Here is a 12,371-nt window from a genome sequence, read left to right on the forward strand (position 1 = left end):
CAGGGACACAGCGACGACATGTCGGCCAGGGACTACTTCTCGCACACCACCCCGGCAAAAAAGGGGGGTCAGACGGTGAAGCCCAGTGCGCGCAGCTGTTCGCGGCCGTCCTCGGTGATCTTCTCCGGGCCCCACGGCGGCATCCAGACCCAGTTGATCCGGAAGTCCTTGACCAGCCCCGTTCCGCCGCCGACGAGCGCGGCGCCGGTCTGGTCCTCGATGACGTCGGTCAGCGGGCAGGCCGCGGACGTCAGGGTCATGTCGATGGTGGCGGTGTTGTCAGCCTCGACCCGGATGTCGTAGACCAGGCCGAGGTCGACGACGTTGATGCCGAGTTCGGGGTCGACGACGTCGCGCATCGCCTCTTCGAGGTCCTCGACCTTCGCCAAGTCGGCCGTGCCGGGAGCCGTGGTGGTCTCGGCGTCGAGGTCGGCGGCGGTACGCCCCTCGCGGGTTTCGGTCTGCTGTTCGGTCATGCCGTCTCAACTCCGTTGGTCGTGCGGGCGACGGCGTCCTTGAACGCCATCCATCCGAGCAGGGCGCATTTCACGCGGGCCGGGTACTTGGCCACGCCGGCGAAGGCGATGCCGTCCTCCAGCACTTCCTCGTCCGGCTCGATCTGTCCCTTGCCCTGCATCAGCTCGACGAAGGCGTCCATGGTGGTGAACGCCTCCTCCACGGTGTGCCCGACGACGAGATCCGTCAAGACCGACGTCGAAGCCTGGCTGATCGAGCAGCCCTGCCCCTCGTAGGAGATGTCGGCGACCTTGCCGTCGTCGACCTTCACCCGCAGGGTAACCTCGTCGCCGCAAGTCGGGTTGACCTGGAACGATTCGGCGTCGAACGGCTCACGCAGACCGCGGCCGTGCGGGTTCTTGTAGTGGTCCAGGATGATCTCCTGGTACATGCTTTCGAGGTTCACAGCGCCGAACCCCCTTGGGCCACCCCGAAGAACTTCTGCGCCTCGCGGACACCGTTCACCAGGGCGTCCACTTCGGACAGGGTGTTGTAAACGTAGAACGACGCGCGCACGGTCGCCGGGACCGAGCAGGCCCGGTGCAGCGGCCACGCGCAGTGATGCCCGACGCGGACGGCGATACCGAGGCTGTCGAGCACCTGGCCCGAGTCGTGCGGGTGCACGCCGTCGATGACGAACGACACCAGCCCGCCGCGGTCGGTCATGTCGGTGGGGCCGATGATCCGCACGCCGGGGATCTCGCCGAGCCCGGCCAGCGCCGCCTCGGTGAGGGTGTGCTCGTGCGCCGCGACGCGGTCCATGCCGATCGCCGACAGGTAGTCGACGGCGGCGGCGAGGGCGACGGCTTGCGACGTCATCGGCGTACCGGCCTCGAACCGCTGCGGCGGCGGCGCGAACGTGGTCTGCTCCATGCGGACCATCTCGATCATCGAACCACCGGTCAGGAACGGCGGCATGACCTCGAGCAGCTCGCGGCGTCCATAAAGGACACCGATGCCGTACGGGCCGACCATCTTGTGCCCGGCGAAAGCGGCGAAGTCGACGCCCAGGTCGTGAAAGTCCACCAGAAAGTGGGGCACCGACTGGCAAGCGTCCAGCACGGTCAGCGCACCGACCGCGCGGGCCTTCTCCACCAGTAACTTGACCGGGTTGATCGTGCCGAGCACGTTGGACTGGTGCGTGAACGCCAGCACCTTGGTCCGCTCGGTGATCAGCTCGTCCACATTGGACAGATCGAGGCGGCCGTCCGCGGTGACGGAGAACCACTTCAGCGTCGCACCGGTGCGCCGGCAGAGTTGCTGCCATGGCACCAGGTTCGCGTGGTGCTCCATCTCGGTGATGACGATCTCGTCGCCGGGGCCGATCTTGAACCGCTCGGCCTCGGGACCGGTCGTTGCGGCATTGCTCATCGCGTAGGCGACGAGGTTGATGCCCTCGGTGGCGTTCTTGGTGAACACCAGCTCCTGCGGGGAGGCGCCGACGAACTCCGCGATCCGCGCGCGGGCGGATTCGTAGGCGTCGGTCGCCTCCTCGGCGAGCTGGTGCGCGCCGCGGTGCACCGCGGCGTTCGAAGTCTCCAGGAACCGGCGCTCGGCGTCGAGCACCTGCGTCGGTTTCTGCGACGTCGCACCGGAATCCAGATACACCAAGGGTTTCCCGTCCCGGACCGTACGGGACAGGATGGGGAAGTCGGCCCTGATGGCCGCTACGTCCAGCGGTACAGAGTTAGCCGTGGTGGTGGTCATCGGGCCAACTCCTCTCGGTGTAGTCGCGAAGTTCCAGGATCAGACAGCGGCGGTCTCGGCGGAGCCGGTGTACTTGACGTACCCGTTCTCCTCCAGCTCGTCCGCGAGTTCACGGCCGCCGGACTCGACGATCTTGCCGCCGGCGAAGACATGCACGAAGTCGGGCGTGATGTGCCGCAGGATCCGCGTGTAGTGCGTGATCAGCATGACGCCGGCGTCGTTGTTCGCCTTGAACTCGTTGACGCCGTCGGAGACGACGCGCAGCGCGTCGACGTCGAGGCCCGAGTCGGTCTCGTCGAGGATGGCGATCTTCGGCTTGAGCAGCGCCAGCTGCAGGATCTCGTGACGCTTCTTCTCGCCGCCGGAGAAGCCCTCGTTCACCGAACGCTCGGCGAACTCGGACGAGATGTCGAGCTTGCCCATCTCCTCCTTGACCTCCTTGACCCAGTGACGCAGCTTGGGGGCCTCGCCACGGACCGCGGTGGCCGCGGTGCGGAGGAAGTTGGACATGGACACGCCCGGGACCTCGACCGGGTACTGCATGGCGAGGAACAGGCCCGCGCGGGCACGCTCGTCGACGCTCATCTCGAGCACGTTCTCACCGTCGAGCAGGACCTGCCCGGAGGTGACTTCGTACTTGGGGTGGCCGGCGATGGCGTAGGACAGCGTGGACTTGCCCGAACCGTTGGGACCCATGATCGCGTGGGTCTCACCCGACTTGATAGTCAGGTTGACGCCCTTGAGGATCTCCTTGGGGCCCTCCTCGGTCGTGACCGAGGCGTGCAGATCCTTGATTTCCAGCGTAGGCATTTCAGTGTTTCCTAAAGTCTCTTGTGGACGGACGAGCGCGCAAGGCTGCGCTGTCAGACACCGACAGCTTCAAGCTCGGCTTCGATCGCGGCCTCGAGACGCTCGCGCACCTCGGGAACACCGATCTTGACCAGGATCTCGTGGAAGAACCCGCGAACGACCAGCCGCCGCGCGGCGTCCTCACCGATTCCCCGCGACTGGAGGTAGAACAACTGCTCGTCGTCGAACCTTCCCGTCGCGCTCGCGTGCCCGGCGCCTTCGATCTCGCCGGTCTCGATCTCCAGGTTCGGGATCGAGTCCGCCCGCGCGCCCGGCGTCAGCACCAGGTTGCGGTTGAGCTCGTAGGTGTCGGTCGCCTCGGCGGCCGCGCGGATCAGCACGTCGCCGACCCAGACGGTGTGCGCGTCGTCGCCCTGCAGCGCGCCCTTGTACATCACGCGCGACTTGCAGTTCGGGACGGCGTGGTCGACGAACAGCCGGTGTTCCTGGTGCTGCCCCGCGTCCGCGAAGTACAGCCCCAGCATCTCGACGTCGCCGCCGCGGTCGGCGAAGGTCGCCGTCGGCGAGACGCGGACCAGGTCACCGCCGAGCGTGATCACGATGTGCTTGAGCTTGGCGTCGCGGCCGAGCTTGAGGTGCTGCTCGGATACGTGCACCGCGTCGTCGGCCCAGTCCTGGACGCTGACCACGGTGAGGTCCGCCGAGTCGCCGACGACGAACTCGACGTTGTCCGCGTACGTACCGGAACCGACGTGGTCCAGCACGATGGTGGCCTTCGAGAACGCTTCGGCACGCACCTGCAGGTGCCCGTAGGCGACCTTGCCCTCACCTGGGCCGTGAATCCGCAGCACCGCGGGCTTCGCGGGGCTGGTCTCCTTCGGCACGGTGACGACGGTGGCCTTGTCGAACGCGGAGTACGCCTGGGCGGCGATCCGGTCGCTGGGCACACCGGCGGCGCCGAGACGCGAGTCCTCGCGGCCGACCGTCTCGACGACCAGCTCTTCGGCTGCTTCGACCTCGACGGTGGCTTCACCGGACTTCGCCGCAGAGCCGTCGTGCAGGCCACGCAGTCGCTTCATGGGGGTGAAACGCCAGTTCTCCTCACGACCGCGAGGCGCTTCGAAGGCCTCTACGTCGTACGAGGTGAACCGCTCCGCGCGGGACGTGGCCGGAATGACCACGCCCTCACGCAGAGCTTCGGCAACGTTGTTGTCTGCCACTAGCCGACGGACCCTTCCATCTGAAGCTCGATCAGGCGGTTCAGCTCGAGCGCGTATTCCATCGGCAGCTCACGCGCGATGGGCTCGACGAACCCGCGGACGATCATCGCCATGGCCTCGGCCTCGTCGAGACCGCGCGACATGAGGTAGAACATCTGGTCTTCGCTGACCTTCGAGACCGTCGCCTCGTGGCCCATCGACACCTCGTCGTTGCGGATGTCCACGTACGGGTACGTGTCCGACCGCGAGATGGTGTCGACCAGCAGCGCGTCACAGACGACGCTGGAGCGAGAGTGGTGCGCCCGCTTCGCGATCTTGATCAGACCGCGGTAGGAGGTGCGGCCACCGCCGCGCGCCACCGACTTCGACACGATGGTCGAGGAGGTGTGCGGCGCCAGGTGCTCCATCTTCGCGCCGGCGTCCTGGTGCTGGCCTTCGCCCGCGAACGCCACCGAAAGGACTTCACCCTTGGCGTGCTCGCCCATCAGGAAGACGGACGGGTACTTCATGGTGACCTTGGAGCCGATGTTGCCGTCGATCCACTCCATGGTCGCGCCTTCTTCGCATTTGGCGCGCTTGGTGACCAGGTTGTAGACGTTGTTCGACCAGTTCTGGATGGTCGTGTAACGGCAGCGGGCGCCCTTCTTCACGATGATCTCCACGACCGCCGAGTGCAGCGAGTCGGACTGGTAGATCGGCGCGGTGCAACCCTCGACGTAGTGCACGTAGGCGTCTTCGTCGACGATGATCAGGGTCCGCTCGAACTGGCCCATGTTCTCGGTGTTGATCCGGAAGTAGGCCTGCAGCGGGATGTCCACCTTGACGCCCTTGGGGACGTAGATGAACGAGCCACCGGACCACACCGACGTGTTCAGCGCGGAGAACTTGTTGTCCCCGGCCGGGATCACGGAGCCGAAGTACTCCTTGAAGAGCTCCGGGTGCTCCTTGAGCGCGGTGTCGGTGTCCAGGAACAGGACGCCCTGCGCCTCCAGATCCTCACGGATCGAGTGGTAGACGACCTCGGACTCGTACTGTGCGGCGACACCGGCGACGAGGCGCTGCTTCTCCGCCTCGGGGATGCCGAGCCGGTCGTACGTGTTCTTGATGTCCTCGGGCAGGTCTTCCCAGGAGGTGGCCTGCTTCTCACTGGACCGCACGAAGTACTTGATGTTGTCGAAGTCGATCCCGGAGAGGTCCGCACCCCAGTTGGGCATCGGCTTCAAGTCGAAGAGCTTGAGCGCCTTGAGTCGTGCTTCGCGCATCCACTCCGGCTCGGACTTCTTCGAGGAGATGTCGGTGACGACGTCCTCGTTCAGTCCGCGACGGGCAGTAGAGCCCGCCTCGTCGGAGTCCGCCCAGCCGAACGCGTACTTGCCAAGGGACTCGATGGTCTCTTCCTGGCTCATGGGCGCGGTGGTGGGAGTGCGCTGCTCGGCAGCGGCAGTCATGCGGGTTTCCCTCCATTCGGGATCCGTGCTGTGCGCCCTGGAGAGGGCGCCGTGCTTCCCGGCCGGGGTGTGGCCGGGTGACCCGCCGAAGCGACGGGTACGTGGGTGGTGCACGCGTTGTCACCGCGTGCGATGGTCGCCAATCGCTGAACGTGAGTGCCCAATAGATGCGCGAAGGCCTCTGTCTCGGCTTCACACAGTTGGGGGAACTCGGCGGCGACGTGGGCGACCGGGCAATGGTGCTGGCAGAGCTGTTCGCCTGCCCCGACCTGACGGGTCGACGCAGCGTAGCCCTCCCTGGTCAAAGCGGTCGCGAGGGCCTCGGCGCGGGTGGCGGGATCCGCGTGCTGGGTGATCGCGTCCTGATGCGGGCCGACCAGCGAAGCGACTCGAGCCTCAGCGAAGGCCTTCACGGCGTCTTCGCCGGCGTGTTCGGCGAGGAACCGGATGGCCGAGGACGCGAGGTCGTCGTAGGCGTGCCCGAACCGGGCGCGACCGGCCTCGGTGAGGAGGAAGTTCTTGGCGGGACGACCTCGTCCGCGAGGGCCGCGGCGGGGCGCGTCACGGGTCTCGGCCTCCCCGTCGGCCAGCAGCGCGTCGAGATGACGCCGGATGGCGGCGGCGCTGATCCCCAGCTGCTCGGCCACCTCGACGGCGGTCATCGGACCCTGTTCCAGCAGCAGACGGGCCACTTCGTGCCTGGTCCGGCCCTCGGGGCCGACCTGGACGGGAACAGGCTGGACCTCGGCGCGGGGCATGTCGCCACCGGCCTGATCCGTCGTCCCCGTCTTTTTCACAACACAAGTGTGACGTATTTCCGGGCAGACGGCAAAGAGGGGTGCCTCACGGTGTGGCGTGGATCACGTCGGCCGGTGATCGCACGGGGGTAACCACGTACCCGCTCACTGGCGTTCTCACGATCGCTACCCTTCGTGCGTGGCAGTGGGCGAACACCCGGCGCAGCGGGACATCGACGGGGCGGAACCGGAAGACCCGGCAGCGGGTTCGGTGGCGACGCTGTCCCCGGTGCGCCCGCACGAACCCGAGCCACTGGACGACAAGGAACTGCGCGGGCTGAACGTCGTCCGCCGGTTCGGCGCGGTCGGTTCCCTGTTCCTCGCGCTCGGCTCGCTCGGCGCGGGTGCCGCGCCGGTGATCAACCCGGTGCAGGAGATCCCGGTACTGCGGCTGTTCACTCGCATCCCCACCGTCTCGCTCGCGATGGGACTCGCCGGGATGGCCATCATCGTGCTCAGCTGGCTGCTGCTCGGCCGGTTCGCCCAGCCCGCGCGCCGCCGTCTGGCCACCCAGGGTCAGCTCGCCCGCACGATCGCGCTCTGGTGCGCGCCGCTGCTGTTCATCCCGCCGCTGTTCTCCCGCGACGTCTACAGCTACCTCGCGCAGAGCGAGATCGTGGCCCGCGGGATGGACCCGTACTCCCTCGGCCCGGCCGAAGCGCTCGGCGTCTCCGACCCGCTGACCTCGGGTGTCTCCAACATGTGGCGCGAGACGCCTGCCCCGTATGGCCCGCTGCTGCTGCGTCTCGGCGGCTGGCTCGCGCCGCTGAGCAGCGGCAACATCGTCACCGGGGTGCTCTTGCAGCGCGGCCTCGCGTTGATCGGCGTCATCCTGATCATCTGGGCGCTGCCCCGGCTGGCCCAGCGGTTCGGCGTGCAGCCCGCCACCGCGTTGTGGCTCGGCGCGGCGAACCCGCTGCTGATCTTCCACTTCGTCGCGGGCGCCCACAACGACGCGCTGGCGATCGGGCTCATGGTGGCCGGGCTGGAGATCGGCATCCGGCGGCTGCCGGTGCGGATCAAGGGCGACACTCCCCCACCGCTGGCCAAGGGCGAACTGCTGTTCATCGGGCTCGGCGTGGCGATCATCACGCTCGGCGTCGCGGTGAAGCTGAACGCGGTACTGGCGCTGCCGTTCTTCACGGTGATGGTGGCCAGACGCTGGCACGGCCGGATCAAGGACCTGGTCACCGCCGCCGTCCCGATGGCACTGCTGTTCGGCGTGGTGCTGGTGGCGGTTTGTTACGGCACCGGCCTCGGCTTCGGCTGGGTCGGCGCGCTCGGGACGCCGGGGCTGGTCCGCTCGTGGATTTCGCCGACGTCGGAACTCGCCGCGCTCGGCGGTGTCCTCGGCATCGCGCTCGGTCTCGGCAACCACACCAACGCGCTGGTACCGATCCTCGGCGCGCTCGGCTACGTCGTGGCAGGCGCGGTGACGGTCAAGTTCCTCTGGGACAGCTTCAACTGGCGCTACCGGCCGATGATCGGCCTCGGCGTCTCGCTCGGCGCGGTGATGGTCCTGCATGTCGCGCTGCAGCCCTGGTACCTGCTGTGGGCGATCATCCCGCTCGCCGCGTCCGCGGGGACTTCACGCTTCCGCCTCGCCGCGACGATCATCACCGCCGTCCTGCCGTTCCTGTTGCCCACGACGGGCAGCACCTTCGACGGCCGCGGCTACGTGCTGCCGTTCGCGTGGGCCGCCGCGGGGGTCGTCACACTGCTGGGTCTGTTCATCGTCCACCGCGCCTCGCCGCTGCTGCTGTCCAGACCGTCCCCGGAGCATTCGGTCCCGGCGTGACGCCGTATCGTGACCTGTCGTGAACACCCCCGCCGTCGAGATCACCGGGCTGGTGAAACGCTACGGATCCACCACCGCCGTCGATGGACTCGACCTGCGGATGGAACGTGGCACGCTGCTCGCTCTGCTCGGCCCGAACGGGGCCGGCAAGACCACCACCGTCGAGATCTGCGAAGGCTTCCTGCGGCCTGACGACGGCGAAGTGCGCGTGCTGGGCATGAACCCGTCGAAGGACGGTTCGTCGCTGCGGCCCCGGATCGGCGTGATGCCCCAGGGCGGCGGCGCGTATCCCGGCGTCCGCGCCGACGAGATGCTCGGCCTGGTCGCCGCGTGCGCCGCGAATCCACTCGATCCCGCGTGGCTGCTGGACGTCCTCGGCCTTTCGGGAGCGCGGAAGACGCCGTTCAAACGGCTCTCCGGCGGGCAGCAGCAGCGGCTCTCGCTCGCCTGCGCGCTCGTCGGCCGCCCGGAACTGCTCTTCCTCGACGAGCCGACCGCGGGGATGGACCCGCAGGCCCGGCGCCTGGTCTGGGACCTGCTCGGCGCATTGCGTGCTGACGGCGTCAGCGTGCTGCTCACCACGCATCTGATGGAAGAGGCCGAGACGCTGGCCGACACCGTGGTGATCGTGGACCACGGCAAGGTCGTCGTCGAAGGCTCTCCGCGTTCGCTGACCGTCAACGCCGGTGAGGCCGCGCAACTGCGCTTCAAGGCGCGTACGCGGCTCGACACCGGCCTGCTGACCGCCGCCCTGCCCGAAGGTCACCTCGTGCAGGAGTCCGCTCCGGGGACGTACCTCGTCGAAGGCGCGATCGACCCGCAGGTGGTGTCGACGGTGACGGCGTGGTGCGCGCAGCAAGGCGTCATGCCCGAGGAACTGCAGGTCGGCAGGCGCACGCTGGAAGAAGTCTTCCTGGAGCTGACCGGACGGGAACTGCGCGCATGACGACCCTGCCCAAGCCGCCCACGCCACGCTTCGCGCCGGGCACGTTCACCCCGGCCCCCGGTCGCGGTTCCCTCGGCAAGATGCTGCGCACGCACGCGAAGGTCGAGGCGAGCCTCACCCTGCGCCACGGCGAACAGATCCTCCTGACGCTGCTCATCCCGCTCGCGTTGCTGATCGGCCTGTCGCTGCTGGACATCCTCCCGTCGGCGCAGCTCGATTCGGCGTCCAAAGTGGACTGGATCACGCCGAGGATCCTGGCGCTGGCGGTGATGTCGTCCGCGTTCACCGGACAGGCCATCGCATTGGGCTTCGACCGCCGATACGGTGTCCTCAAACGACTTTCCGCCACCGCGCTGCCCCGCTGGCTCCTCGTCGCCGGCCGGGTGGCCGCCGCGCTCGTGGTGGTCGCGTTGCAGGCCGTTATCCTCGGCGTGGTGGCCGCGCTGCTGGGCTGGTCGCCGTCGCTCGGCGGAATCCTCGGCGCGATCCCGTTCCTGGTCATCGGCACGTTCGCGTTCGGCGCGCTGGGCCTCCTGCTCGGCGGGGCGCTGCGCGCGGAAGCCGTGCTGGCGCTGGCGAACATCGTCTGGTTCGTGCTGCTGCTCGCGGGCGGCATCCTGCTGGCGCCGTCGACGATGCCGCCGGGTCTCGCGACGATCGTCGAGCTGCTGCCCTCGGGCGCGCTCGCCGAAGGTCTCCGGTCGGTGCTGCTGGACGGCTCGTTCGGCTGGGGCCCGTTCGCGGTGCTCGCCTGCTGGGGCGTCGTCGCCGGCGCGCTGGCGAGCAAGACCACGAAACTCACCTGAGGCTGAGGCCGCCGACACAGGTGGGAACGGCCGGTGGAACGCTCTCAGGAACGGCGTTCTAGCATCGGGTGCGTGCCGTTCCAGAGCCTTGTAGCGCGTCTGCCGTATCCCTCGTTCGCGGTCCAGCGAGCGGTCGCGATAGCGGCGGTGATCGCACAGGCCGGAATCGGCGTCACCGGCTCGGTCGTCCGCGTCACCGGCTCGGGTCTCGGCTGCCCGACCTGGCCGACCTGCGTCGGGGACAGCATCGTCCCGGTGGCACATCCCGAATTCGACGCCCTCACCCAGTGGATCGAGTTCAGCAACCGGATGCTGACCGGTCTCGTGATCGCGGTCGCCGCACTGTGCGTGATCACCGCCTGGCGCGTTCAGATCGAGCACCCGAGCCGCCGCCGTCTGGTGAAACTGGCCTGGACGATGCCCGCGGGAGTAGTACTGCAGGCCGTCGTCGGCGGGATCACCGTGCTCGCCAAACTCGAATGGTGGACCGTCGCGCTCCACTTCCTGGCCTCCACTCCCCTGGTCTGGCTCGCGGTCCTGCTGCTGCGTGCCTTCAAGGAGGGTGACGAGCCCGCCCGCTGGCTGATCCCGGACGCGGGCCGCAAGACGTTGCTCGTCCTCGCCGCCGCGATGTGGGCCGTCCTCGTGGCAGGCACCACCGTCACCGGCGCGGGCCCGCACGGCGGCGACCCCGGCACCCACCGCTTCCAGGCGCCGATCGAGACGCTCGCGCAGATCCACGGCGGGCTGCTGGTGGCCTACCTGATCGTGCTGGCCGTGTTTGGGCTGCAGTTGATGCGTGGCAGCGCACCGAAGCAGTTGTGGCGGCGCTACACCATCGTGTGGGTGATCGCGCTCGCACAGGGTGCCCTGGGCTCGGTTCAGTACGCCCTGGGTGTCCCGGAGGCGTTGGTCTCGTTCCACGTCCTCGGCTCCGCGCTGGTGATCATCTCGACCGCCGCACTGTGGTGCAGCTCACGCGATCGCGGTCCGGCGCCGGTTTCTTCCGCCGCTGACCGGGAACTCGCCATTTCGAACTGACCCTCCGGCAAACCGGACGTAACCCCCGGGCGGGGTGCTCGCCAGACACTGCCCTTACGCTGCGTTCGGTGCCCCACACGGGGGTCACCACCGAGTCGAGGCACGAGGTGTCGCATGACCGCCAGCACCGAGCCGGACGCACCGGCCAGTCAGTCCAAAGCCCTGATCTCCCACCGCCGAGGCTCCGGGGAGATGCTGATACTCAAGACCTTCCTGCTGGTCCCGTTCGCCGCACTGCTGGCCGCCGTGCCGATCGTGTGGGGCTGGGGCATGACCTGGATCGATCTCGTGCTGGCGGCCGTGTTCTACACCGTCGGGACGCTCGGAGTGACCGTCGGCTACCACCGCTATTTCACTCACGGCGCCTTCAAGGGCGGACGCCCGCTGCGGATCGCGCTCGCCATCGCGGGGAGTTTCGCGGTGCAGGGCTCGGTCATCTTCTGGGTCGCCAGTCACCGGCGTCACCACGCCTTCGCCGACCGCGAGGGCGACCCGCACTCCCCCTGGCTGTTCGGCACGTCGCCAGCGGCGTTGCTGCGCGGGTTCTGGCACGCGCATATGGGCTGGATGTTCAGCCGTGAGGTGACCAACTACGAGCGCTTCGCGCCGGATCTGGTGGCCGACAAGGATCTTCGCGTGGTGAACCGCTACTTCTGGCTGTGGATCACACTCAGCCTGGCGCTGCCCGCGGTGCTCGGCGGCCTGCTCAGCTGGTCGTGGTGGGGTGCGGTGACCGGGTTCTTCTGGGCCGGGCTGGTGCGGATCGCGTTCCTGCACCACGTCACCTGGTCGGTGAACTCGATCTGCCATATGGTCGGCGAACGCCCGTTCGCGAGCCGCGACAAGGCGGCGAACTTCTGGCCGCTGGCGATCCTGTCCATGGGTGAGTCGTGGCACAACTCCCACCACGCCGACCCGACCTGCGCGCGCCACGGCGTCCTGCGTGGTCAGGTCGACGTGTCGGCGCGGGTGATCTGGCTGTTCGAGAAGTTCGGCTGGGCACGGGACGTGCGGTGGCCGAAGCCGGAGCGTTTGGCCGCGAAGCTCGTCAAACCGGCCTGACCCCCTTTTCGCGATTAGTCCTCTGGTTGCGGTACTTGCGCGTGCAACTACCGCAACCAGAGGACGAAACGCGGGGGGCCGGGGGCGGGCTTGGCCGGGGTGAGGGACGCTCTTTCGCCGAGATGTCATGAGGGGTCCCCATAGGACAAAAAAAAATAAAATTTTTACCCCAAAAAAAACACCGGACAGGCCCTAAGAGACCGAGCCGCCCAAAGACACG

The 12,371-nt window shown here is 68.0% G+C and carries 12 protein-coding genes; 5 read left to right on the forward strand and 7 right to left on the reverse strand.

What is annotated here, in order from left to right; genetic code table 11:
• Window positions 1-68: 68 nt before the first annotated feature.
• From AB0M65_RS36340 to AB0M65_RS36370, 7 genes are read right to left on the reverse strand one after another with little or no spacing between them, the layout of a single operon-like run.
• On the reverse strand, window positions 69-476 hold the full coding sequence (locus tag AB0M65_RS36340; protein ID WP_364038482.1) for a metal-sulfur cluster assembly factor: 408 nt from the start codon (window positions 474-476) through the stop codon (window positions 69-71).
• Complete coding sequence (sufU, locus tag AB0M65_RS36345; protein WP_364038485.1) at window positions 473-922, reverse strand: Fe-S cluster assembly sulfur transfer protein SufU; 450 nt, start codon at window positions 920-922, stop codon at window positions 473-475. The genes AB0M65_RS36340 and sufU overlap by 4 nt, the downstream gene beginning before the upstream one ends.
• A complete protein-coding gene (locus AB0M65_RS36350; RefSeq protein WP_364038488.1) occupies window positions 919-2,223 on the reverse strand; it encodes a cysteine desulfurase in 1,305 nt (434 codons plus the stop codon). Before AB0M65_RS36350 ends, sufU begins: the two co-directional genes overlap by 4 nt.
• 39 nt (window positions 2,224-2,262) lie before the next feature.
• Entirely contained in the window at window positions 2,263-3,033 is a 771-nt protein-coding gene (sufC, locus tag AB0M65_RS36355) for a Fe-S cluster assembly ATPase SufC (RefSeq protein WP_364038491.1), read from the reverse strand.
• Between the two features lie 53 nt (window positions 3,034-3,086).
• Complete coding sequence (sufD, locus tag AB0M65_RS36360; protein WP_364038494.1) at window positions 3,087-4,253, reverse strand: Fe-S cluster assembly protein SufD; 1,167 nt, start codon at window positions 4,251-4,253, stop codon at window positions 3,087-3,089.
• On the reverse strand, window positions 4,253-5,701 hold the full coding sequence (gene sufB / locus AB0M65_RS36365) for a Fe-S cluster assembly protein SufB (protein WP_364038497.1): 1,449 nt from the start codon (window positions 5,699-5,701) through the stop codon (window positions 4,253-4,255). Before sufB ends, sufD begins: the two co-directional genes overlap by 1 nt.
• Entirely contained in the window at window positions 5,698-6,459 is a 762-nt protein-coding gene (locus tag AB0M65_RS36370; protein WP_364038512.1) for a metalloregulator ArsR/SmtB family transcription factor, read from the reverse strand. The genes sufB and AB0M65_RS36370 overlap by 4 nt, the downstream gene beginning before the upstream one ends.
• A 250-nt stretch (window positions 6,460-6,709) precedes the next feature.
• Between AB0M65_RS36370 and mptB the strand changes: the two genes are divergently transcribed.
• The 5 genes from mptB to AB0M65_RS36395 all read left to right on the forward strand — a co-directional run bounded on the left by mptB (window position 6,710) and on the right by AB0M65_RS36395 (window position 12,151).
• The gene (gene mptB, locus AB0M65_RS36375; RefSeq protein ID WP_364038515.1) at window positions 6,710-8,296 is read left to right on the forward strand and encodes a polyprenol phosphomannose-dependent alpha 1,6 mannosyltransferase MptB; all 1,587 of its coding nucleotides are present in this window, start codon (window positions 6,710-6,712) and stop codon (window positions 8,294-8,296) included.
• A gap of 19 nt (window positions 8,297-8,315) precedes the next feature.
• Entirely contained in the window at window positions 8,316-9,242 is a 927-nt protein-coding gene (locus AB0M65_RS36380; RefSeq protein WP_364038500.1) for an ABC transporter ATP-binding protein, read from the forward strand.
• The gene (locus AB0M65_RS36385; RefSeq protein ID WP_364038503.1) at window positions 9,239-10,048 is read left to right on the forward strand and encodes an ABC transporter permease; all 810 of its coding nucleotides are present in this window, start codon (window positions 9,239-9,241) and stop codon (window positions 10,046-10,048) included. Before AB0M65_RS36380 ends, AB0M65_RS36385 begins: the two co-directional genes overlap by 4 nt.
• A gap of 72 nt (window positions 10,049-10,120) precedes the next feature.
• Window positions 10,121-11,089 carry a COX15/CtaA family protein gene (locus AB0M65_RS36390; RefSeq protein ID WP_364038506.1) on the forward strand — a complete coding sequence of 323 codons (969 nt, stop codon included), beginning with the start codon at window positions 10,121-10,123 and terminating at the stop codon, window positions 11,087-11,089.
• Window positions 11,090-11,203: 114 nt separating this feature from the next.
• Entirely contained in the window at window positions 11,204-12,151 is a 948-nt protein-coding gene (locus AB0M65_RS36395) for an acyl-CoA desaturase (RefSeq protein ID WP_364038509.1), read from the forward strand.
• Window positions 12,152-12,371: the final 220 nt, after the last annotated feature.

The sequence above is a fragment of the Amycolatopsis sp. NPDC051071 genome (genome assembly GCF_040682875.1).
Classification (GTDB): domain Bacteria; phylum Actinomycetota; class Actinomycetes; order Mycobacteriales; family Pseudonocardiaceae; genus Amycolatopsis.

Coding starts and splice junctions, on each gene's coding strand:
- AB0M65_RS36340 (WP_364038482.1), bottom strand. CDS start 476: ATGACCGAACAGCAGACCGAAACCCGCGAGGGGCGTACCGCCGCCGAC.
- AB0M65_RS36350 (WP_364038488.1), bottom strand. CDS start 2,223: ATGACCACCACCACGGCTAACTCTGTACCGCTGGACGTAGCGGCCATC.
- sufC (WP_364038491.1), bottom strand. CDS start 3,033: ATGCCTACGCTGGAAATCAAGGATCTGCACGCCTCGGTCACGACCGAG.
- sufB (WP_364038497.1), bottom strand. CDS start 5,701: ATGACTGCCGCTGCCGAGCAGCGCACTCCCACCACCGCGCCCATGAGC.
- AB0M65_RS36370 (WP_364038512.1), bottom strand. CDS start 6,459: ATGCCCCGCGCCGAGGTCCAGCCTGTTCCCGTCCAGGTCGGCCCCGAG.
- AB0M65_RS36385 (WP_364038503.1), top strand. CDS start 9,239: ATGACGACCCTGCCCAAGCCGCCCACGCCACGCTTCGCGCCGGGCACG.
- AB0M65_RS36395 (WP_364038509.1), top strand. CDS start 11,204: ATGACCGCCAGCACCGAGCCGGACGCACCGGCCAGTCAGTCCAAAGCC.